Below are 19,767 nucleotides of genomic sequence, written 5' to 3'. Positions count from 1 at the left end.
CTGACGGCACCTCAATCGAATCGCGCTTCATGCGAGCAATATCAGTAGACGCCGTTCTGACGATGGCACGTTCCAATTGGCTCCGACGCGTATGCTCAAAAGCATTGGGCCTGCTGAGCCAGTCACGAATCCAGAGCCGTGGATTCCAGCGATCAGACACCATCAGCAACCTCCAGAAAATTGAGAGGCCAACCCACGCGACGCCGGCGCTCTATGAGCGCTGCCCATTCGTCGGCGGTCAGCGACAGGTCGGCGGTGTCGCCGTTGTTGTGGAGAGGAAGCCCCACCAGCGACGCAATCTCGCCCGCGTCCAGGCGCTCGCTAAGCGGCGTGATGTATCTGCCGTCCTGCGAGCAACCTGCGGCGATGTACGATCCAACGTCAGACCCAATCTCACCTACAGAGGCCACAGGCATGCCGAACAAATTGTCCGAGAAGGAAGTCAGCGACCAACGGCTGGATGCCATCGAACTGGTGCTGGAAGTCGTGCTGCCTATGCTCATCAGCAACGCTCCGAATCAACGCCAGATCCGTCGGCGCTTGTTGGAACTGGCCGACGCACCACCTGCCCACATGTCGGACAACACCGCCCTGCCTCTGCTGGTGGATGCGATCGAGTCAGCTTGCCCCGACACCGACGCATCGCCTCTTTGACGAATGCCGCGCCCGACGGACCGAGTGCGTGCGCCAACTGGATCTGTTCTTTCCTATTGGAGAGCCCAGCGACGACCTTGGCCTTGAGGCTTTCGAGATGCTCGGGGTTAATCACGCTTGATATCCAGGAATTAAAGGCGATACCCAACACCGCCGGTACGAGGGTTCGTGATGAGGCAAATGCCCTACGCCGCATTCGTGCTTGGGGATGGCGCCGGACCGAAGACATCGGGGCGAAGACCACAACGCGATACGTGACCAGACGTCGCCAAGTCGATTCGATTGGCCAGCGCGCCGCTGGCGGTCTTGTGACCCCGCGCGATCATGTAGAGCGTCAAAACGCTGCATCCGGCCGCGCTAGCCACCTGAGCAAAAACCGGACATGCGGCCGTGCCGCTGCCACCTCGCCACTTTGCGTATTCGGTCAGATTCATGGGCCGAACGTTACCGTTTCGGTTATGACCAGTCAATACCGTTTCGGTTATTTACCGGAATGGTAAGCCCGCTGACCATAGGCGGGATGGATGCAAACACTGCTCGCACTGAAAACATGCGCCGCCTTGTCATCGAGGCGGGTGGTCCAGCTGAGTGGGCGCGGCGCTACGGTCGTGCCCGATGGCAGCAGGCCCAGGTGAGCCAATGGATATCTGAGGCCAAGCCCAAGGGAATCGGCCGCAATCTGGCACGGGATTTGGAAGCTGCTATGGGGCTGTCTTCCGGCGAACTCGACCGCCCCCCGTCGAGTGCGTCTCAGGATCCAAGACTCGAAAGGGCCATAGTCGAGGCCGCAGTGAAGTTGGTGAGGGAACTGGACGCGATGTCGCCCCAGCCCCCCTCGCCCGAGACGTATTCGACCCGCCTCTACATCGCCATGCTGGTTGCGAGAGAGGAAGGGGCAAGTGGCATTCTCGAAGGTCAGGATCTCGTTGGGGCATTACGCCGCTTCGCTGCGGAGCTTCGAAAAGCCGGGTGAGGAGGCATGAGTGGGGATCAGTGACGATCGTTTGAAGGAATTGGCCCAGCAGATGGCTGTGGCGATGGGGCTTCCGGCCCAGATACAGGGACCAAGGCCAGTGCCGGGAAGAAAACCCCAATTGCGCCTTGTGGGGGCAGCAACCACGCCGCCCGGCATGACTACGGCGACAAGAGAGTCGCATCTGAGAATGATCCGGCATCATCGACGCGCGTGGGGTCCGGCGATGCAGGTTCTCATTGATCAAGCGTGTTTCGGATTGGACGCGATGGAGCAGCTACCTGACCAAGATCTGCGGGATCTCTTACGTGATATCGAACGCGGAATTGACTGCCTGCGCGAGGATGTCAGCTTTGACGACGCCGGGCTGCTTCGGATGCGGTACCGCTGAAGCGGCCCGAACGCGGCTCGAATCGGGCCTCCCTGCCCGGACATTACCGTTTTGGTATTGACTAAGTCATAACCGTTTCGGTAACGTAACTCCTGTCCCGAGAGCCCGGCATGTCGCCGTGGGACATGGAGACCCTGATGCGCGCAGCAGCACATCGATCCGTCGCCTACACGCGTGGTGACGAATGCCCGGCCGAAGCCATTCACCTGCTAGCAGCAGCTGCAACCCAGCGCTGCGTCTGCCTGTGCGCGGCAAACGATCATGCCCGTGCCAAAGCGCTTAAGCGCCGCAGCATGTCCAAGGGTCCTAAGCGCTACCCAAAGCGCAGCAATCGCATTGAGCTAACCGGCCTGCGGGCCGAAGCAGCCAGCCGCGACTTTGTCCGAGAGCTACGGGCATGAGCGCCGTCGCCGCTTCGTTGACTCCCGAGGATTTGGCGGCCGCAATCATCTGGGCCGAGGACGCCATTCGCGAGGATGCGCACACCCTTAATGCGCTAGGCGATTACGCCTCTGCGAGCTATGCCTCATGCCTGCAAAAAAGGATCGCCAAGCGCAGGGAGCAGGTGGAACGATTTCGTTCCGCACTCGCTGAGGTGCGCGGCGCATGAGCGACTTTCCTTCGGCCAACTTTCGACTGGGTCGCGGCCAAGGCACCTTACTGCGCCTTTGCATCAAGGGAGAGGCGGTTAGCGCTGCGCTGTATGGCAGTGACCGCAGCAGCCAGGTCGTGGTGACGGTGTGCCGGGTTGGTGATGTGGGCCGCATGGAAGGCGCGCTGCAACTCGGCCAGACCGCCTACACGGCCGGCGACGACGCCCTGCAGGCAATGTGCGAATGGCTGGCTGCACACGGCGTGCCTGTGCGGGTGTCGCCATGAGCACGCGCCCAGTTGAAGCGCTCTTTCCCACCGGCCATGCAGGCCAAACGCTCGCGCTCATGATCTGCACGGATTGGATCTGGGCCGGCCTGTACGACGGCAAGGTCACCCCATCGCTGGATAGGTGCGCGGTGGCGCCGCGCCTGCGCGCCCGCACTACTACGCGCCATCTGTGCATCGGCCGCGACGCGTATGCGCTTGCACCGCGCGTGCTGCAGCAGGCCACGCGCTGGCTCCGGCAGCACGGCGTGCAGGTACAGGAGCCACGCGCATGAGCCGCACCTACCAACGCACCCTGGCCGCAGGTTGGGCGGTGGTGGCGATCCTGGCGGCCGTCTGCATCCCGTTGCGGCTGGCAGAGCTCCACGCCGCGCACCGTAGCGCCGGCACCCACCGCACGTATGCCGACGACCAGCGGCCCCCCCTCCCCCACGTTCGGCTGGCGCGAGCGAGGGACTGATATGCGCCAGGAAGCCACGCCCTTGCCGCCTAGCATTGCCGCGTGCCAGCCGGGCCACCGCCCGCAGCTGGTCACCACCCACGGCGCACCGCATCGCTACCGCATCGGCGGGCCGGCGCCGACCACGTTCCACATCGAGTGCTGCCGCTGCGGCAAGGCCACCGCGCCAAGCACCAGCCGCGCGCTCACCGAAGGCCGCTGGACCGAGCCCACCGGCCAGCACCGCATCCCGCTGTCCCACCTGAGCCGTGCACGCGAACAGCTGTTCGCGCACCTGGCCAATGCGGCACACGCCGCCTGATCGAGGTCACCATGCACCTACAACCCAAAGCACAGGCCGCGCTCAAGGCGGCATACACCGCGCAGGGCCGCACCCTGCGCCGCACCCGCGGCGGCTTCGCCGCCATGCCCGCTCAGGTGCAGACCAGCGGCCCCGTGCAGATCCAGGCATTCACCCGTCGCTGCATCAATTGGCTCGACAACGCCGGCTTAGTGCAGCTCGACGACCCACAGTTCCCCAACACCATCACCCTCAACAAGCGCGGCGTCGCCTACGCCGAGCAGCTGCTGCGCGACGAACCCGCTGCGCGTGGCAAGGCAGGTGCGTCATGAGCGCCTTCGCTCTCTCCACCGTCCGCCACAAAGACCGCGAGCGGGCCGACCTGGCGGCGCACCTCAAGGCATTCGCCAAACGTGGCGGCAAAGTCGAAAGGCTGGGCGCTACTCCTGTGCGCAGGAGCCTTTCGCGGCGCGAGGTCAACGATGCGCGGATCACCAAAGCAACGCCTACCAGCGAGTTAGACGCCCGTGTTTAGGATGGCGCTAGTGGCTGACTCGGCTGAATTGGTAACTGGGGGAATCCAACTCCGCAATCGCCCCCACGCCCACGGCAATGGGTTGCTGATGCGCATCGCCGCTGTACTCTGCGCGCCCTGCGTCTTCGACGGTCAACAACGGCGCCTTTGTGAAGGCGGCTATTTGCTGCCCTACACGTACTTGCTCAGTCAATGCCGGCTGGTCCGCTACGTCCGCACGGCTCCAGAGGGCTCGCAGCTTCTGATTGCCAAAGAATTACCCCGCGCCCCAGTCCCGTGGGTTCAGGGACTTGGCGTAGGCCCGCCCGAAGCGAAGCGCCTGGGCGCGCGCCTCGTGCCGGTCATTGCCTTCGCCCGCACGCTCAAGCGTTGCAACCGGCGCCGCGTGATCGCGGTGGTAAACGAAAGCATCGGAGTACCAGCGCAGCTCCCCTGCGGCCTGGGTTTCCATGGTCTCAATCCGGAATTCTCCGAAGTGGCCATAGGGATCGACAAGGGATCTATTTCGCATGCCATGAATAGTCATCTGGCAGGTTTGAAGATCTCGTCAAGACAATCGAGCACAGAAGCCATCGGGCCGTTACACGGCTACGGCACGCAGAGTACAGCCGGCATCAGAAACCGGTCGGCCCAGCAGGTATGCAGTCTGCTCGTGCGTCTTTGCGCGTTTCACTATTCGAGCCGCTTCCAGATATGCGGCAACGAACGATCAGAGGAAAAACGAAGTGGGCAGATCAGCCCGATGAAACTCAACAACACGGACACTCCAGACGCCGTCACCGTGCGTCAGCTAGACCGTAGCAGCCAGCCCATACTGATACGCGAGAAGCGTCTCGCGACTTGTTCTGAGGCCCGGGGTCATCGCGATGCCCGCTTGCTCAGTTGGCACCGAACTTATCACCGCGCACTATGCGATACGCCGCTCACGGTCGGCAGCTTAGTAAGCAGTTGGATCGAGCTCTGCAATTGCTGCCAACCCGGCCGCGACCGCTTGCTGGCGTGCAGTTCCGCGATCCTCCGCTCGGCCCGCATTTTCGATCTCCAGCAGCGGGCCACTGCGGTGCACGTGATAGACATATGCAGTCGACGTCCAAACCGAATCGCCGGGTGCCTGCATTTCGAGAGTCTCAACGTGGTAGTCGCCACGAAAGCCATGAGCGGACGCAGCGGTGGGCAAGCGATGAGCCATAGGTGCCAGTATGACCCACGCTCCCGGCTGCAGGCGCTAACCCTACATGAAGCAGTTCACTTAAAAGGCGAGGCCGTAACCGGCATCACATCAATTAGTACGATTGATCCCGTTTGCATCGTAAGTCGAGGCCGCTTTCTTCCAGTCATCTGCATTCAAGTGATCACAGAACGCGCACGCAATACGAAGTGCATGCGCTCGCGCTTCTTCACGCCCAGATCCTTCGCCCGCCCCCTCAAGCGTGACAACCGGAGCGGCGCGCAGACAATGGTAGACATAAGCCGTCGACAACCAGCGATGCGGTCGTTGCTGTTGGGTCTGCTCGGTTTCCGTGGTCTCGACCCGAAACTCCCCGCAATAGCCGTGGGGACACTTTCGTTGAACATGGATGTCTCGCATGGGCACAAATGGTGTGCCTGGGGAGCTGAAGACTATGTGGAAATCGGTGGGCGCCCACTGCGGGTCCGGCGCGTGCGCAATGCAGCCATGCACATAGGCCTGCGGCGGCTAGCCAGCGAGCACGGAAGTAATAACTTCGAGAAACTCGATGCGGCGTGCTTACTGCGGGGCAGCACCACGCGCGGCGATCTTTTCCCGGATGAGCGCAAGCGCGGCGGATTCGGCATCTTCCCGCGACGGGAACAGCTCCGACTGAAGCGGGCCGAACGCGTTGGATCCGCCCACCTCGTAAGCCACCGCCATGCTGCGCCAGCCGTGCAAACTGGGCGCGCTGCTCACTTCGATTCGGAAACGGCCTTCTTCGATGTGCAATGCCATAGGTCTCCCCTTATCTGCGCTTCCTGCTGGAGCGCAGGTTTGCAGGCAATCGGAAAGCAAACGCTGCAACTAAACGGGTCAGAACTGCGCCCCCGTTATGTCGTGCGATCTCGGCCGACTTGCCAGAGAGCGGGCGGACAAGATGTTGCCTCAGGCTGCAGCGAAGAGCGCATCAATCTGCCCCAAACCCATCATCCGGCCGATCGCCGCAGCGTCCCCGGAGGAGGCAAAACAGCAATCCCCGCCTTTGCCGAGAATTCTGTTTCTCTCGCGCAAGTCACGCACCTCCCACAATACATCCCAGTCATGACCTCCCCGATGCGCATGGCACGTGGTGGTGATCGACAGCAAGTACGGCCCAACGCCAATGACCATCGCTGGCACTCCGTTTTGCGGGCTTGTCACGCTGCCACTACCTGCGTACAGATTCAAGCAAAATCTGAACGGATTTATCAGATTTGTATATGCGAAATGTTCAGCAATGCCATGGCAGGGAGGCGCTCGCGCAAGCAGCTAAGGAGGGCGAATGCTGCCCGAATCTTCTGAAGTCATGACGCTGCCGCAAGCGGCCGATTACCTGCAGCTACATCCGGTCACGCTTCGCAGCATGATGAAAACACGCAAACATCCACCCGGCCGAAAACTTGGCGGGAGATGGCGATTCCACAAGGCAGCGCTCGACGCCTACCTATCCGGTGAACCATGGCAAGAAGTCCCTACACCCTCACCCAGCGTGGCAAAAAAGGCACCTGGCACGTCCGCTACACCGACCCAAGCGGACAGCGCGTATTTCGAAGCACTGGGACTGCCGACCGGGCGCTTGCAACCGAATGGGCGTCAAAGCTCCACGCAGAAACGTACCGCACGAGCCGCCTAGGCGAGAAGCCACAACGCCGGTGGGTTGAAGCCGTGCCACGCTGGCTGGCCGATAAGCAGGCCAAGCGAAGCCTCGGCAAGGACCTGCATAACCTGCGCTGGCTCGATTCCCATCTGCGTGACAAGAATCTGGGGGAGATCGACTCGGATCTGCTTGCGGAACTACTGGTCCTCCGCATGGCCGAGCCGCGCGTGAAGCGCGTTGGCCGCAAGGACGAACGCACGACATCCCGCTGCACCGCCGAGAAGATGCTTGCGCTGGTGCGCTCGATCCTGCGCGCGGCGCACAGCTGGGGATGGCTCGACCATGTCCCTGCGATGCACCTGCAAGAGAACGGAAAGGCAAAAGAGGACTACCGCTGGCTCACCGTCAGGGAGGCCGAACGGCTGCACGACGAACTGGCCGAGCATTTGCGGCCGCCCTACCTGTTTGCGCTGGCAACCGGCTGGCGCGAGCAGAATGTGTTGCGCCTGGAATGGAGCCGGATCGATCTACGCCGCAAGGTGGCATGGGTCGCCGGCACCCAGGTCAAGGCGAAGCGCGCGATTGGCTCGCCGCTCAACGATCAGGCCATGGCCGTGCTGGCAACGCAGAAAGGCAAGCACCCGCGCTGGGTGTTTCCGAACGTTGAAGGTGAGCCGTACGACCGCGGCAACAACCATGGCTTTAAGGCGGCCCAACGCCGTGCACGCATTGCGCCATTACGTTGGCACGATCTGCGGCACACATGGGCCAGCTGGCACGTGATGGCCGGCACCTCGCTGCGATCGCTCATGGAGTTAGGCGGATGGCGTTCTTACCAATCGGTCTTGCGCTACGCTCACCTGTCGCCGGAACACCTGGCGATCGACGCAGCACGTTTACCGACTTTGGCAACTGGTGCAAAATCGGATCAAATCAATTGGAAGGCTGTTGGATCAGCAGCGGCTGGAAGGGGCAAAATGCCCGCGCTGCAACGCTTAGAAATGGTGGCCGAGGACGGAATCGAACCGCCGACACGGGGATTTTCAATCCCCTGCTCTACCAACTGAGCTACTCGGCCACTATCGCAACATGCTGCCTGCGTTGCGAGGACGCGCATCATAGCGAGCAGGCGCAGTTTGGGCAAGCCTTGCGATGAACTTTGTTGCGGGCCGGCGCGACACCTGTGCTTTCCTGCACCGGTTCACGCCGCGTGGCGGGCGGCGTGGCCTAGCCTGCGCAGGTCCGGAGGAGATTGTCATGCGCCTGCCCCGCCTGCTGTTGTCGTTCGCCTTGCTGCTGCCGCTGGCGGCCGCCGCCCAACTGCCGGTACGCGCGGTGCCGCAACTGGACATCTCCCGCTACGCGGGCCAGTGGCACGAGATCGCGCATCTTCCGGTGTCGTTCCAGAACAAGTGCCGCAGCGACATCACCGCCAGCTACACCTTGCGCGACGATGGCCTGATCGGCGTGCGCAACGGCTGCCGCACCGCCGATGGCGAGCTGGCCCAGGCCGACGGGGTGGCGCGCCCGGTCGCTGGCCAGCCCGGGCAGCTGCAGGTGCGCTTTGCCCCGGAATGGTTGAGCTGGTTGCCGCTGGTGTGGGCCGACTACTGGGTGATCGCCCTCGACCCGGACTATCAATGGGCCATGGTCGGCGAGCCGGATCGCAACTATCTCTGGATCCTGTCGCGCTCGCCGCAGATGCCGCGCGCGCAGTTCGAACAGCTCAAGGCCCGGGCCGCGCAGATGGGCTACGACCTGTCGCCGCTGATCGTGGCTGCGCCGCTGCCCTGACTCCGGTGGCCGGCCCACCGCGCGCCGCGCATCACACGCCGCATTGCACGCGCGCCGGCAGCAAGGCAGCAAGGCAGCAACCGTACTGCGTAGTATTCTTGGCGCCGCCTCATCCCGCCAAGGACTTCAGTACATGCGTCGCGCCTCCCGTCTCCTGATCGTCTCGCTGGCCTGCGGCCTGCTGCTGAGCGCATGCGGCGGTGCGGTGCGCCGCGTGTCCGAGCCGGCTGCCAGCATCCAGCAATTGACCGTGCGTGCCGATGGTTCCTGGTCGGTCGATCTGCGGCTGCAGAACTACAGCAGCATCCCGATGCAGTTCGAGCGCGTGGCGCTGGAGATTTCCGCCGGCGATCAGGTCGCCGGCAAGCTCGACCAGACCGTCGGCATCTCGATCGGCCCGGAAACCGCCGACGTGGTGACCGTCAACGTGCAGCCAACCTCGCTGGGCCGCATCACCGTCGCCGACGTGCTGGCCGGTGGCCGCTCGCTGCCTTACGCGCTCAAGGGCACGGTATGGGCGACGCCGCAGGACAAGAAGCAGCGCGATTTCAGCGTCGAGTCGCGCAACACGCTCAGCCCGGCGCCCGGCCTCAACGGCGTGCTGCGCTGACGCGCACGCCTTCCCGCACTCGTTTGAAGGATCCCGCATGAGCAGCTACACCGCCCCGCTGACCGATTTCCGCTTCGCCCTGCACGATGTGCTCGGCGCGCAGGCCCTGTTTGCCCGGCTCGGCTATGCCGACGCCAGCACCGACATCATCGACGCCGTGCTCGAAGAGGCCGGCCGCTTCACCGCGCAGGTGCTGGCGCCGCTCAACAGCATCGGCGACGAAATCGGCTGCGCCTTCGACAAGGGCACCCACGCGGTGACCACCCCGCCCGGCTTCCGCGCCGCCTACGACCAGTTCGTTGGCGCCGGCTGGAACGGGCTGACCGCCGAGACGCAATTCGGCGGCCAGGGCATGCCGCACACGCTGGGCGTGCCGTTGAGCGAAATGATCAACGCCGCCAACCTGGCCTGGGGCAACTTCCCGCTGCTCTCGCATGGCGCGATGGAAGCGCTGCGCCAGCACGGCGAAACCTGGCAGCAGGACGTGTTCCTCAAGCCGCTGATCGACGGCCGCTGGACCGGCACCATGTGCCTGACCGAGCCGCATTGCGGCACCGACCTGGGCCTGCTCAAGACCCGCGCCGAGCCCAACGCCGACGGCAGCTACGCCATCACCGGCACCAAGATCTTCATCACCGCCGGCGAGCACGATCTCACCGACAACATCGTGCATCTGGTGCTGGCCAAATTGCCGGACGCACCGGCCGGCGCCAAGGGCATCTCGCTGTTCGTCACCCCCAAGTTCAAGGTGGACCGCGACGGCAACGTGGGCGAACGCAACGCGCTGCACTGCGGTTCGATCGAGCACAAGATGGGCATCAAGGGCTCGGTGACCTGCGTGATGAACTTCGAAGGCGCGCAGGGCTACCTGGTCGGCCAGCCGCACAAGGGCCTGCAGGCGATGTTTACGATGATGAACACTGCGCGCCTGAGCGTCGGCCTGCAGGGCATCGGCCTGTCCGAGCGGGCCTACCAGAACGCGCTGCGCTATACCCGCGAGCGTCTGCAGTCGCGCGCGCTCAGCGGCGCCCGGTTTCCCGACAAACCGGCCGACCCGATCATCGTGCACCCGGACGTGCGCCGCATGCTGCTCACCATCAAGTCGCTGACCGAAGGCAGCCGCCTGCTGGCGCTGCATGCCGCCAGCCTGGTCGACGTGGCGCACCGCGGCGCCAGCGAGCAGGAACGCGCCGATGCCGAGACCCTGGTGAGCTTCCTCACCCCGATCTCCAAGGCCTGCCAGACCGAGTGGTCGATCGAGAACACCTACCACGCGCTGCAGTGCTTCGGCGGCCATGGCTACATCCGCGAATACGGCATGGAGCAGCTGGCCCGCGACGCACGCATCACCACCATCTACGAAGGCACCACCGGCATCCAGGCGCTGGATCTGATCGGCCGCAAGACCGCTGCCAGCCAGGCGGCCGGATTGAAGCTGTTCCTGGCCGATGTGGAAAGCTTTGCCAATGCACAGGAAGGCAACGCAGCGCTGGCCGAGTTCATCAAGCCGCTGCGCGACAAGTGCAGCGAGTGGGCGATGCTGACCCGCGACGTGCTCGATCGCGCCGCGCGCAATCCGGACGAACTCGGTGCCGCCAGCTACGACTACCTGTTTTATTCCGGCTACGTGGTGCTGGCGTACTGGTGGGCGCGCAGCGTGGCCGCAGCCGATGCATCCGCGCGCAGCGAGGACTTCAAACGTGCCAAGCGCGAAACCGCACGCTTCTACTTCGCACGCGTGTTGCCGCGCACGCTGACCCACGCCGCCACCATCCGCAGCGGCGCCGCCCCGTTGATGACGCTGGAAGCGGAGCTGTTCGGCGAAGCCTGAGCAAGCGCCCTCCTCGCGGCGGGCTGCCGCCGTCGTAGCAGCGGACCTGGCCGCGACGAGGCGGTACCGATCGGCGAGACGTCGCGCCGGGTGCGCTCCTACGGCAACCTCACAGGATTCCACCGCTATCGTAGGAGCGGACCTGGCCGCGACGGGCATACCGATCGGCGAACATCGCGCCCAGGTGCGCTCCTACGGCAACCTCACAGGATTCACCGCTGTCGTAGGAGCGGACCTGGCCGCGACGGGCATTACCGATCGGCGAACGTCGCGCCCGGGTGCGCTCCTACGGCTACCTCACAGGATTCACCGCTGTCGTAGGAGCGGACCTGGCCGCGACGGGCATTACCGATAGGCGAACGTCGCGCCCGGGTGCGCTCCTACGGCAACATCGCAGGATTCACCGCTGTCGTAGGAGCGGACTTGGCCGCGACGGGCATTACCGATCAGCGAAACCTCGCGCCCAGGTGCGCTCCTACGGCTAAGCCAGGCGTTCAACGCACAAGGATTGGGCACACAGCACGGCGGCATCGCGGCCGGGCGGGCACGCGCTGATCCCTTGATTGCAATAAGCGCGCCACGGCCGTCGCTGCGATACACAAACTGTCAACGATCCGGTATAAGCTGTTTTCCCGATGGAGACAGACACGCACGCAGGTGATGTGATCGTCCCCGGAGGCTCCTCAGCCCCGGTCGCGGGCAGCGCTGTCGCTGCAATCCAGCAACTTCCCACCTTGCGCCTGCTTTCGCTCGACGCGCATGGTCGCGTACTGGACTGGATCAACTGGCAGGACGCCGCCTGCCTGTACGCACGCGGTGCGGTGTCCTGGACCCTGGGCGAGCCCTGCATGGAGATCCACGGCGGCATGTCGCGGCTCACCGGCGAGCGCAGCACGCTGGCATTGCATCCCATCATCGCCGCACGCGGGCATGCCCGTTCGCGCGCGCTGGACCCGACGCCGACCCTCAGCAACACCGCCCTGTTCGCGCGCGACTCGCAGTTGTGCATGTATTGCGGCCAGCACTTCAGTCGCCCGCAGCTGACCCGCGATCACGTCATGCCGGTCTCCAAGGGTGGCCGCGACAGCTGGGAGAACGTGGTCACCGCCTGCTTCCAGTGCAACTCGCGCAAGGCCAACCGGACGCCACAGCAGGCGCATATGCCGCTGCTGGCCGTGCCTTATCGCCCCAGCTGGATCGAGCACCTGATCCTGTCCAACCGCAACATCCTGTCCGACCAGATGGCGTTCCTGCGCGCGCAGTTGCCCAAGCGCTCGAAACTGTCGCTGTAGGTCGCTACCCGCTGGCTCGACACGACGCTCCGGCTGGATCGCCGGGGCGGCGGTGGGATCGTCCGACCGATGTGTGGCAGCGCGTGCACCGGCGGGCGCGTCGACTCGATGCAGCACACAGCGCCTCCACGCAATGCGCAACCCCGATGCTTCCTCGAGCATTCACGGCGACCCGGCCAGCCTGCCCATCGCACGGCCACGCAGCCTCGCTGGCCAGTGTCATAGGTCCTTCGACCCGGGTGCGGCGGATTGCCGCACCTGCGCCAAGGATGCAACGCACGCGCCTGAACTGCCGACCGTGCCCAACCGTCACTTCCCGCTGACAGCTGAACCGGTTTGCTTGCCGGGCCTTCGCATGGGGAGGACAATACGGTTTCAGAACATTGACACGATGATGATCGACTCCACCCGCTATCCGCGCCTGTCCCGCATCCAGACCCCCGACGATCTGCGCACTTTCGACGAGGCCGATCTCACCGCGATCGCCGAGGAGCTGCGCGCCTACCTCATCGAATCGGTGGGCAAGAGCGGGGGGCATTTTGCGGCCGGCCTGGGCGTGATCGAACTCACCGTCGCCCTGCACTACCTGTATCAGACCCCGGTCGATCAGCTGGTGTGGGACGTGGGCCACCAGACCTATCCGCACAAGATCCTCACCGGCCGCCGCGACCAGATCCACACGGTCAAGCAGAAGGACGGCGTAGCGCCGTTCCCCAAGCGCGAAGAGAGCATCTACGACACCTTCGGCGTCGGGCATTCCTCGACCTCGATCTCGGCTGCGCTGGGCATGGCGATCGCCGCGCAGCGCAGTGGCGACGAGCGCAAGGTGGTGGCGGTGATCGGCGACGGCGCGATGACCGCCGGCATGGTCTACGAGGCACTCAACCACGCCGGCGGCATGGACCCGGAGCCGAACCTGCTGGTGATCCTCAACGACAACCGCATGTCGATCTCCGAAGCGGTCGGCGGGCTGACCAAGATGCTGGGGCGTGCCAGCGGCAGCCGCACCCTCAATGCGATCCGCGAGGGCGGCAAGAAGATCCTCGGCGACAAGAAGAACAACCCCACCGCGCGCTTCGTGCGGCGCTGGGAAGAACACTGGAAAGGCATGTTCGTGCCGTCCACGCTGTTCGAGGAAATGGGCTTTCACTACACCGGCCCGATCGACGGCCATGACCTGCCCGGCCTGGTCGGCGCACTGAAGACGCTCAAGACCCTCAAGGGCCCGCAGCTGCTGCACGTCATCACCACCAAGGGCAAGGGCTACGAACTGGCCGAAGGCGACCAGATCGGCTACCACGCCGTCGGCCCGTTCGACCCGAGCAAGGGCCTGGTCGCCAAGACCGGCGCCAAGAAGCCGACCTATACCGATGTCTTCAGCGACTGGGTCTGCGACATGGCGGCGGCCGAACCCAGGCTGCTGGTGATCACCCCGGCGATGCGCGAAGGCTCGGGCCTGGTGCGTTTCAGCAAGGAGTATCCGCAGCGCTATTTCGACGTGGCGATCGCCGAGCAGCATGCGGTGACGCTGGCCGCCGGCATGGCCACGCAAGGCGCCAAACCGGTGGTGGCGATCTACTCCACCTTCCTGCAGCGCGGCTACGACCAGCTGGTGCACGACGTGGCAGTACAGAAGCTCGACGTGCTGTTTGCGATCGACCGCAGCGGCGTGGTCGGCCCGGATGGCGCCACCCACGCCGGCAACCTGGATCTGAGCTTCCTGCGCTGCGTCCCGCACATGGTGGTGATGGCGCCGGCCGACGAGGCCGAATGCCGTCAGATGCTGACCACCGGCGTGCATTACGAAGGCCCGGCGGCCGTGCGCTACCCGCGCGGCACCGGCCCGGGCGTGGCCCTGGACGCCTCGCTGACCACCCTGCCGATCGGCAAGGCGCAGCTGCGTCACAGTGGCACACGCATCGCCCTGCTGGGCTTTGGCGCAAGCGTGGATGCGGCCGAAGCGGTCGGCCGCGAGCTTGGCCTGACCGTGGTCAACATGCGCTTCGTCAAACCGCTCGACAAGGCCATGCTGCTGGAGCTGGCCAGCAGCCACGAAGGCTTCGTCACCATCGAAGACAATGTCGTTGCCGGCGGCGCCGGCTCGGGCGTGGCAGAACTGCTCAACGCCGAAGCGGTCACCCTGCCGATGCTGCACCTGGGCCTGCCGGACAGCTTCCAGCACCACGCCAGCCGCGAAGACCTGCTGGCCGAAGCCGGCATCGACCAGGCCGGTATCCGCGCCGCCGTGCTCAAGCGTTGGCCGCAGTTGATGGCGGGCAAGGCGCCCTCGCGGAATGCGGCTGCAGGCTGAGGCCTGCGCTGGTTGCACGCAGCGGTAGTTGCGGCAGGCGGTTGGAAAATCGCCTGCCGGTCCCGGCAATGCCGTGCGCCACGTGTTGACGCTGATGGATTGCCGCCGGGCGTAAGCGATCTGCCCGATGAGGCCTCAGATCTGCGGCACCGCGCCGGTGCGTGCAAATGCATCCACCAGCCGCACGATGCGCGCCTGCGCCTCGATGTCGCGTAGTTCTGCCTGCAATCTACCCACACCCGCCGGCACCCCGGTGGCAGCAAGCGCCTGGCGCAACAACGCAGGCAGGTCATCCAGCTTGCGCAGCCACCGCGACGCAGCTGCGCTGTGCAGGCGCGCGGCGTGGTCGAACTGGTCGTAATCCAGCGGATAGACGATCGACGGCAGCCCTGCGGCCAGGCAGGCATACAGGATGCCGGCACCGCCATGGTGGACGACCAGGGCGTAGCGATGCAGCTGCCGTGCGTAGTCCACGTACGGCAGGCGCTGGTAGTTGCCCTGCGTCTGCGCTGGCGGCGCGGCGGTATCGCCATCGCTGAAGTGGAAGATCACCTGCGGGAACTGCACGGCCACCGCACGCAGCACCTGATCCATCCGCTGCTTGACCCACTGCAGGTGCGTGCCCAGCGTCACCAGCACGTGCCGACGACCGGGGACGAACTGCGGCGGCGCAACCGCCGATGGCGGCGTGCACAGCTGCGGCCCGACGAAGCGCACTGCCGCAGGCCAGCGCCGGGCCAGCTCGAACGACGGCAGCCCCAGGGCCAGGATGCAGTGCGGCGAATACACCGCCTCGCTGCGGTCGTTGCGATAGATCGCCGGCAATCCGGCTGCACGCATCTGACCGCGGTAACACAGGTGCAGGCTCCGTTTGAATCCACGCGTCAGCCGCCGCGCCATGGCATGCCAGATCCGCTGCCGTGCCGTGGATGCGGGGAGCAGACCACCGAAATACGCCGGCGCCCCGTCGCCGGTTTCGATCACGCATGGCGACGGCATGCTGGTCCACCAGGCGATGCCCATCGCCTGTGCCGCCAATCCCGCGCTGGGCAAGGTGAAATCGGCGATCACCAGGTCCGGCCTGCGGTCGCGCCAGCGCTGCCGTACCGCATCGCCCAGCCGCGCCATCAGGCCAAGCGCCTGGTGCAACTGGCGGCGCAGCCGCAGGGGATTGTGGCCCACCGCATACGGCGGATTGGCGATCTCGCGCAGTTGCCGGTCGGCTTGCGCGTCCAGCACGCTGACGCCGCTCAGCCCGCAGGCATGGATGCGCGCCAGTGCCGCCGGCGTGCTGATGACGTGGACCTCGTGATGCGGCGCCAGCTGCAGGGCGATCGCCAGGATCGGATGCAGATGGCCGCTATACGGGGGTGCGATCAGATCAATGCGCATGGTCCCTCCCCTGCACTGCCTGCTCGATCTGCGCGATAAAGGCCTGGCACTCGGCCAGCACCGCTGCATCGCGCAGATAGTGCAGATGCCCGCATGCCGGCCTCAGATCTGGCGCAGCGCCGAACAGCAGGCGCGAGATCCAGTCGCCGCTGCCCTGGACGATGCGCAGCTGTCCGAACGTTGCAGGCGCAGTGCACACTGGCCCATAGGCAAACACGGCAAGACGCGCGCGCAGCGCCTGCGGCAGCTGCAACGCGGTCAGCAGCTGCAGGCCACAACTGCCGGCCAACAGCACCGTCCTCGGCGCCTGCTCCAGCAGCGCCACCACGCGCATGCGATCGGCGTCCGCGACGCGTGCGCCGCGTGCGGCCAGATACTGACGCGCGTTGCACACGCTGGCGCGCCACAGCGGTGTGCGCCGGTGCGGTGGGCCAGCGGAGTGATACGGATAATTGCAGTCGATCAGCCGCCGGCCCGCGCCTTGCAGCTGGTGCAGAAACTGCTGTTGTTCCCCGCTCAACGCACAGCGCTCCGGATCGCTTTGCCCGGTGAGGAAGGCGACCTGCAGGCTGGCGCCGTCAGTCCGCACGGAAACGTCCATCCGGCAACACGTGGTAACGCCGGGTGCGCCAGCGGATCGTGCGCACCAGCGCAGCATGCGCCAGATGCAGCGGCTGCAGGCACTCCGCGACGACCGACAGCAACGGACGGTGGCGCACCGCACCGGTTACCTGCCATTGCACCAGGCACAGCAGCAGCGCACGCAGCAGCACGGTGCACAGCACGCCGGCCACTGCCGGCCAGGTCGCCTGCACGCAGGCACACCCCAGCAAGGCCAGCAGCAACAACGGCGGCAGCCCCTGCAGCAGGCCGATGGTCAGACCCACGCCCACTGTCTGCCGACGCAGCAGGATCGACGCGAACAACATCCATCGATGCATCTGGCGTGCGTAGCTGGCCAGATCCGGGATCGCAGTGCGCATCGCCACCGGCGCGACGGATTGGTGCAGCCGCCCGCCGCGCTCGCGTACCAACGTGGCGACGGCCAGATCGTCGGTGAGCTGCTCGAGCAACGCGGCAAACCCGCCCCAGGCGCGCAGTTGCTCGGTCCGCGCGGCATAGCACATGCCGTTGATGGTCAACGGCGCGGCGAACGGCAGCCAGCCCAGATAGGTCAGCGCCGCATTGTTGTTGACGAACTGCGACAACAGCCGGCCTGCCAGCGTGCTGCCGTCCTGGTAGTACGGCAGTGCGGTGACCACATCGGCGTCGGCCAGATCCTGCAGCAAACGTGCGAGCGCGCCGGCGCCCAGTTGTGCATCGTCGTCGAGGATCAGGCTGATCGGCGCCTGCACATGCGCCAGCGCGTGGTCGAGCTTCCACGCCTTGGGATTGATCCCGGCTGGCGCGGCCGGCACCTGCATGCGCGCGATGCGTACATGCGGATGCAGCGCCACCAAGGTCTCGGCAACGGCATTTCCCGGGCCATCGTCTGCATCCAGCAACCAGACGAACTGCGCATCCGGCAGCGCTTGCAGGTTGGCGGCAAGCACCTGCTGCAAGTGCGCGTCGCCGCCCAGCACCGGCTGCAGGATTGCCACCTCGGCCTGGGGTGCGATGGCGCCCCCCGATGGCAGCGCGCGTGCCCCACGCATCACCCACAGCACCGCAGCCGTCTTGACCATCAGCACCGCCAGATAGGTGGCTGCCACTATCGGAACGACTACGCCCACTGCGCCGCCTGCCAACGCACGAATGCCTCGATGCCCTGTTCCAGACTGACGCTGGGAGGACCGAGGTCGGCGAGCGTGCGTCGTGGATCGAAGGTCTTGGAATAGGCGAACGCGCCCACGCCAAAGCGGGTGATCGGCGGTTCGCCGCGCAGGCGCAGCACGCGATATGCCGCCTCCACCACGCTGGCCATGCGCAGCGCGGTGGCGATGCGCACCTCGCGTCGCGGCAGCGGCAGCTGCAGGCGCGTGAGCAGGTCCAGCAACAGCTGCTGCAGATCCACCGGCTGGGCGTTGGTGAGGTTGTAGGCCGGCTGCAACTGCGGCGCCGTCGCCGCGCGATAGAGGTAATCGCACAGCGTATCGATGTAGATCAGGTCGCCGATCACCGGCTGCGTCTGGCCGACGAAGCGTGGCAGCGCCCCCTTGCGCGCAGCGGCGATCACGCGCGGGAACAGCACCGTGTCCCCCGGCCCGAACACCGCACGCGGGCGCAGCACGCAGGTGTCGCCCGGATAGTGCTCCAGCAGCATTTCGCCAAGGTACTTGGTCTGCGCGTAGGTGTTGACGAACGCCGGCCCGATCGGGCTGTCCTCGCTCAGGTCGTATTGATGCGCCTCGCGATAGAACACCGAACTGGACGACACATACAGCAGACGCGGGCAGCCGTGACGCTTGCAGAAGTCGATGACGTTGGCGGTGGCCTGGACGTTGTGCCGCTGGAACTGCGCACGCGTGCCCCACGGCGAGGCCAAGGCCGCGGCGTGGATCACCACATCCGGCTGCCACTGCAGCGCGAACGGCTGGCTCAGGTCGATGCGATGGTAGTTGGGCAGATCGCTGGCACGACGACCGATGCCGTGGATCTCCACACCCGGCTGCCCCTGAAAACGTCGCAGGAAGGAACCACCGACAAAGCCGGATGCGCCGGTCACGAGAATACGCAGGCTCATCGCCACTCCGGTTGATAACGGTCAAGACTGGGTTGGCAATGCGAAGGCAGGATGGCCAACTCGGGATGGGCAAGCGACAGCGCATGCAATTGCTGCACGGTGCGCCGGAACGCGTGCCAATCGTGCATCAACAAACGCGTGGGCCAGGCAGGCCACTGCAGCGTCGCCCAGGTTGCCGACGACCACACCGCATCGGCGCACAGCAACACCTCGCGGTCGTGCTGGTCGCGCAACCACAGGCCCATCTGCCCGGGCACGTGCCCGGGCAAGGGCACCGCGAGCACGCTGCCGTCGTCGAACAGGTCGTAGGCCGCGCCCAGGCCCTGCCAGGCGCCGGTCAGCGCGCGCACCGGTGCCTGCTCGGCAAACCGCAGGCGCCGATCGAAATCTTCGGGGAGCAGCTGCGGCAACAAGGCACGCCGCAGGCCGCCGACGCGTGAGCAGGCACGCAGCTGCTGATAGTCGGCACGCAGGCAGATGAAACGGGCGTTCGGCAGATCGCGCAGGCCGCCGACATGGTCGGCATGGAAGTGCGAGATCAGGCACCAGGCGATCTCCTCCAGCTGCACGCCGCGGCGTGCCAGTTGAGCGCCCAGCGTTTCGTGCGCGGGCAGGCGCACCGGCGTGGTCCAGCGATACAGACGCTCGGGCCAGGGATCGGTTGCGCGGAAGAAATGCGCGGCATACCCGGTGTCGTACAACAGCGCGCCGCGCTGCGGATGCCGGATCAGCACGCTCAACGCGGGGAATTCCACCGCATGCCAGTGGCCGTCCGCACGCACCATGCGCTCGCAATGGCGGCAATGGCCGATACGCAGCAACTCGAGCGACACGCGCGGCGGCATCAGCGCGCGACCTGGTCGGAGCATGCGCAC

25 protein-coding genes and 1 tRNA gene are annotated in these 19,767 nt (G+C 65.5%); 16 read left to right on the top strand and 10 right to left on the bottom strand.

The annotated features are described in order from the left end of the window. Positions 1-152: 152 nt before the first annotated feature. On the bottom strand, positions 153-416 hold the full coding sequence (locus EO174_RS09700; protein ID WP_104582041.1) for a hypothetical protein: 264 nt from the start codon (positions 414-416) through the stop codon (positions 153-155). Here EO174_RS09700 and EO174_RS09695 point away from each other — a divergent pair. The 11 genes from EO174_RS09695 (at position 415) to EO174_RS09640 (ending at position 4,172) form a co-directional block, all read left to right on the top strand. After that, positions 415-654 carry a hypothetical protein gene (locus tag EO174_RS09695; RefSeq protein ID WP_126944101.1) on the top strand — a complete coding sequence of 80 codons (240 nt, stop codon included), beginning with the start codon at positions 415-417 and terminating at the stop codon, positions 652-654. The genes EO174_RS09700 and EO174_RS09695 overlap by 2 nt on opposite strands. Before the next feature lie 550 nt (positions 655-1,204). Beyond that, positions 1,205-1,627 carry a hypothetical protein gene (locus EO174_RS09685; RefSeq protein ID WP_241239996.1) on the top strand — a complete coding sequence of 141 codons (423 nt, stop codon included), beginning with the start codon at positions 1,205-1,207 and terminating at the stop codon, positions 1,625-1,627. 10 nt (positions 1,628-1,637) lie between these two features. Continuing rightward, the gene (locus EO174_RS23165; RefSeq protein ID WP_241239995.1) at positions 1,638-2,018 is read left to right on the top strand and encodes a hypothetical protein; all 381 of its coding nucleotides are present in this window, start codon (positions 1,638-1,640) and stop codon (positions 2,016-2,018) included. 110 nt (positions 2,019-2,128) lie between these two features. Continuing rightward, entirely contained in the window at positions 2,129-2,419 is a 291-nt protein-coding gene (locus tag EO174_RS23160; RefSeq protein WP_241239994.1) for a hypothetical protein, read from the top strand. Next, complete coding sequence (locus EO174_RS09670; protein ID WP_126944092.1) at positions 2,416-2,628, top strand: hypothetical protein; 213 nt, start codon at positions 2,416-2,418, stop codon at positions 2,626-2,628. The genes EO174_RS23160 and EO174_RS09670 overlap by 4 nt, the downstream gene beginning before the upstream one ends. Then, complete coding sequence (locus EO174_RS09665) at positions 2,625-2,897, top strand: hypothetical protein (RefSeq protein WP_126944089.1); 273 nt, start codon at positions 2,625-2,627, stop codon at positions 2,895-2,897. Before EO174_RS09670 ends, EO174_RS09665 begins: the two co-directional genes overlap by 4 nt. A 59-nt stretch (positions 2,898-2,956) precedes the next feature. Then, positions 2,957-3,172: a hypothetical protein gene (locus EO174_RS09660; RefSeq protein WP_241239993.1), complete on the top strand. Its 216-nt coding sequence runs from the start codon at positions 2,957-2,959 to the stop codon at positions 3,170-3,172. Continuing rightward, positions 3,169-3,357, top strand: a complete 189-nt coding sequence (locus EO174_RS09655; RefSeq protein WP_126944083.1) for a hypothetical protein — start codon at positions 3,169-3,171, stop codon at positions 3,355-3,357. The genes EO174_RS09660 and EO174_RS09655 overlap by 4 nt, the downstream gene beginning before the upstream one ends. Before the next feature lie 22 nt (positions 3,358-3,379). Continuing rightward, positions 3,380-3,658, top strand: a complete 279-nt coding sequence (locus EO174_RS09650) for a hypothetical protein (RefSeq protein WP_241239992.1) — start codon at positions 3,380-3,382, stop codon at positions 3,656-3,658. Positions 3,659-3,669: 11 nt separating this feature from the next. Further along, complete coding sequence (locus tag EO174_RS09645; RefSeq protein ID WP_126944077.1) at positions 3,670-3,969, top strand: hypothetical protein; 300 nt, start codon at positions 3,670-3,672, stop codon at positions 3,967-3,969. Then, positions 3,966-4,172 carry a hypothetical protein gene (locus EO174_RS09640; protein WP_104582030.1) on the top strand — a complete coding sequence of 69 codons (207 nt, stop codon included), beginning with the start codon at positions 3,966-3,968 and terminating at the stop codon, positions 4,170-4,172. The genes EO174_RS09645 and EO174_RS09640 overlap by 4 nt, the downstream gene beginning before the upstream one ends. Before the next feature lie 256 nt (positions 4,173-4,428). On the opposite strand, the gene EO174_RS09635 is transcribed toward EO174_RS09640, so the two are convergent. The 4 genes from EO174_RS09635 to EO174_RS09605 form a co-directional block, all read right to left on the bottom strand. Further along, complete coding sequence (locus EO174_RS09635; protein WP_104582226.1) at positions 4,429-4,683, bottom strand: hypothetical protein; 255 nt, start codon at positions 4,681-4,683, stop codon at positions 4,429-4,431. 1,236 nt (positions 4,684-5,919) lie between these two features. Continuing rightward, complete coding sequence (locus EO174_RS09625) at positions 5,920-6,138, bottom strand: hypothetical protein (RefSeq protein ID WP_104582028.1); 219 nt, start codon at positions 6,136-6,138, stop codon at positions 5,920-5,922. 150 nt (positions 6,139-6,288) lie between these two features. Beyond that, the gene (locus EO174_RS09620; protein ID WP_126944074.1) at positions 6,289-6,570 is read right to left on the bottom strand and encodes a hypothetical protein; all 282 of its coding nucleotides are present in this window, start codon (positions 6,568-6,570) and stop codon (positions 6,289-6,291) included. Positions 6,571-7,981: 1,411 nt separating this feature from the next. Continuing rightward, positions 7,982-8,057 (bottom strand) — tRNA-Phe (locus tag EO174_RS09605). Positions 8,058-8,236: 179 nt separating this feature from the next. Between EO174_RS09605 and EO174_RS09600 the strand changes: the two genes are divergently transcribed. The 5 genes from EO174_RS09600 (at position 8,237) to dxs (ending at position 14,817) form a co-directional block, all read left to right on the top strand. After that, on the top strand, positions 8,237-8,773 hold the full coding sequence (locus EO174_RS09600) for a lipocalin family protein (RefSeq protein ID WP_126944072.1): 537 nt from the start codon (positions 8,237-8,239) through the stop codon (positions 8,771-8,773). A 133-nt stretch (positions 8,774-8,906) separates the two neighbouring features. Continuing rightward, positions 8,907-9,383: an LEA type 2 family protein gene (locus EO174_RS09595; RefSeq protein WP_104647964.1), complete on the top strand. Its 477-nt coding sequence runs from the start codon at positions 8,907-8,909 to the stop codon at positions 9,381-9,383. A gap of 37 nt (positions 9,384-9,420) precedes the next feature. Next, positions 9,421-11,214 carry an acyl-CoA dehydrogenase C-terminal domain-containing protein gene (locus EO174_RS09590; RefSeq protein WP_126944069.1) on the top strand — a complete coding sequence of 598 codons (1,794 nt, stop codon included), beginning with the start codon at positions 9,421-9,423 and terminating at the stop codon, positions 11,212-11,214. A gap of 635 nt (positions 11,215-11,849) precedes the next feature. Continuing rightward, the gene (locus tag EO174_RS09585; RefSeq protein ID WP_053045183.1) at positions 11,850-12,506 is read left to right on the top strand and encodes an HNH endonuclease; all 657 of its coding nucleotides are present in this window, start codon (positions 11,850-11,852) and stop codon (positions 12,504-12,506) included. Positions 12,507-12,900: 394 nt separating this feature from the next. Beyond that, on the top strand, positions 12,901-14,817 hold the full coding sequence (dxs, locus tag EO174_RS09580) for a 1-deoxy-D-xylulose-5-phosphate synthase (RefSeq protein ID WP_126944066.1): 1,917 nt from the start codon (positions 12,901-12,903) through the stop codon (positions 14,815-14,817). 135 nt (positions 14,818-14,952) lie between these two features. Here the strand turns inward: dxs and EO174_RS09575 are convergent, their stop codons facing one another. The 5 genes from EO174_RS09575 to EO174_RS09555 are packed head-to-tail and all read right to left on the bottom strand — an operon-like array spanning position 14,953 to position 19,737. Then, the gene (locus EO174_RS09575) at positions 14,953-16,209 is read right to left on the bottom strand and encodes a glycosyltransferase (protein ID WP_126944063.1); all 1,257 of its coding nucleotides are present in this window, start codon (positions 16,207-16,209) and stop codon (positions 14,953-14,955) included. After that, positions 16,199-16,810, bottom strand: a complete 612-nt coding sequence (locus EO174_RS09570) for a hypothetical protein (protein ID WP_126944059.1) — start codon at positions 16,808-16,810, stop codon at positions 16,199-16,201. The genes EO174_RS09575 and EO174_RS09570 overlap by 11 nt, the downstream gene beginning before the upstream one ends. After that, the gene (locus tag EO174_RS09565) at positions 16,788-17,942 is read right to left on the bottom strand and encodes a glycosyltransferase (protein WP_126944056.1); all 1,155 of its coding nucleotides are present in this window, start codon (positions 17,940-17,942) and stop codon (positions 16,788-16,790) included. Before EO174_RS09565 ends, EO174_RS09570 begins: the two co-directional genes overlap by 23 nt. Beyond that, positions 17,933-18,892: an NAD(P)-dependent oxidoreductase gene (locus EO174_RS09560; protein ID WP_104582021.1), complete on the bottom strand. Its 960-nt coding sequence runs from the start codon at positions 18,890-18,892 to the stop codon at positions 17,933-17,935. Before EO174_RS09560 ends, EO174_RS09565 begins: the two co-directional genes overlap by 10 nt. Then, positions 18,889-19,737 (bottom strand): MBL fold metallo-hydrolase, encoded by an 849-nt coding sequence (locus tag EO174_RS09555; protein ID WP_104647969.1) that lies wholly within the window; start codon positions 19,735-19,737, stop codon positions 18,889-18,891. Before EO174_RS09555 ends, EO174_RS09560 begins: the two co-directional genes overlap by 4 nt. Positions 19,738-19,767 lie beyond the last annotated feature (30 nt).

The organism is Xanthomonas sp. BRIP62418 (genome assembly GCF_003993495.1).
GTDB lineage: Bacteria > Pseudomonadota > Gammaproteobacteria > Xanthomonadales > Xanthomonadaceae > Xanthomonas > Xanthomonas euroxanthea.
The sequence above is the reverse complement of the archived record's forward strand: the minus strand, read 5'-3'. Positions and strand labels throughout refer to the sequence as shown.

Excerpts from the sequence above, each read along its gene's own strand:
- EO174_RS09645 (WP_126944077.1), top strand. The coding sequence starts at position 3,670 with ATGCACCTACAACCCAAAGCACAGGCCGCGCTCAAGGCGGCATACACC.
- EO174_RS09560 (WP_104582021.1), bottom strand. The coding sequence starts at position 18,892 with ATGAGCCTGCGTATTCTCGTGACCGGCGCATCCGGCTTTGTCGGTGGT.
- EO174_RS09640 (WP_104582030.1), top strand. The coding sequence starts at position 3,966 with ATGAGCGCCTTCGCTCTCTCCACCGTCCGCCACAAAGACCGCGAGCGG.
- EO174_RS09700 (WP_104582041.1), bottom strand. The coding sequence starts at position 416 with ATGCCTGTGGCCTCTGTAGGTGAGATTGGGTCTGACGTTGGATCGTAC.
- EO174_RS09600 (WP_126944072.1), top strand. The coding sequence starts at position 8,237 with ATGCGCCTGCCCCGCCTGCTGTTGTCGTTCGCCTTGCTGCTGCCGCTG.
- EO174_RS09570 (WP_126944059.1), bottom strand. The coding sequence starts at position 16,810 with ATGGACGTTTCCGTGCGGACTGACGGCGCCAGCCTGCAGGTCGCCTTC.
- EO174_RS09695 (WP_126944101.1), top strand. The coding sequence starts at position 415 with ATGCCGAACAAATTGTCCGAGAAGGAAGTCAGCGACCAACGGCTGGAT.
- EO174_RS09665 (WP_126944089.1), top strand. The coding sequence starts at position 2,625 with ATGAGCGACTTTCCTTCGGCCAACTTTCGACTGGGTCGCGGCCAAGGC.
- dxs (WP_126944066.1), top strand. The coding sequence starts at position 12,901 with ATGATCGACTCCACCCGCTATCCGCGCCTGTCCCGCATCCAGACCCCC.
- EO174_RS09555 (WP_104647969.1), bottom strand. The coding sequence starts at position 19,737 with ATGCCGCCGCGCGTGTCGCTCGAGTTGCTGCGTATCGGCCATTGCCGC.
- EO174_RS09590 (WP_126944069.1), top strand. The coding sequence starts at position 9,421 with ATGAGCAGCTACACCGCCCCGCTGACCGATTTCCGCTTCGCCCTGCAC.
- EO174_RS09655 (WP_126944083.1), top strand. The coding sequence starts at position 3,169 with ATGAGCCGCACCTACCAACGCACCCTGGCCGCAGGTTGGGCGGTGGTG.
- EO174_RS09575 (WP_126944063.1), bottom strand. The coding sequence starts at position 16,209 with ATGCGCATTGATCTGATCGCACCCCCGTATAGCGGCCATCTGCATCCG.
- EO174_RS09685 (WP_241239996.1), top strand. The coding sequence starts at position 1,205 with ATGCGCCGCCTTGTCATCGAGGCGGGTGGTCCAGCTGAGTGGGCGCGG.
- EO174_RS09585 (WP_053045183.1), top strand. The coding sequence starts at position 11,850 with ATGGAGACAGACACGCACGCAGGTGATGTGATCGTCCCCGGAGGCTCC.
- EO174_RS09625 (WP_104582028.1), bottom strand. The coding sequence starts at position 6,138 with ATGGCATTGCACATCGAAGAAGGCCGTTTCCGAATCGAAGTGAGCAGC.
- EO174_RS09660 (WP_241239993.1), top strand. The coding sequence starts at position 2,957 with ATGATCTGCACGGATTGGATCTGGGCCGGCCTGTACGACGGCAAGGTC.
- EO174_RS09635 (WP_104582226.1), bottom strand. The coding sequence starts at position 4,683 with ATGCGAAATAGATCCCTTGTCGATCCCTATGGCCACTTCGGAGAATTC.
- EO174_RS09595 (WP_104647964.1), top strand. The coding sequence starts at position 8,907 with ATGCGTCGCGCCTCCCGTCTCCTGATCGTCTCGCTGGCCTGCGGCCTG.
- EO174_RS23160 (WP_241239994.1), top strand. The coding sequence starts at position 2,129 with ATGTCGCCGTGGGACATGGAGACCCTGATGCGCGCAGCAGCACATCGA.
- EO174_RS09670 (WP_126944092.1), top strand. The coding sequence starts at position 2,416 with ATGAGCGCCGTCGCCGCTTCGTTGACTCCCGAGGATTTGGCGGCCGCA.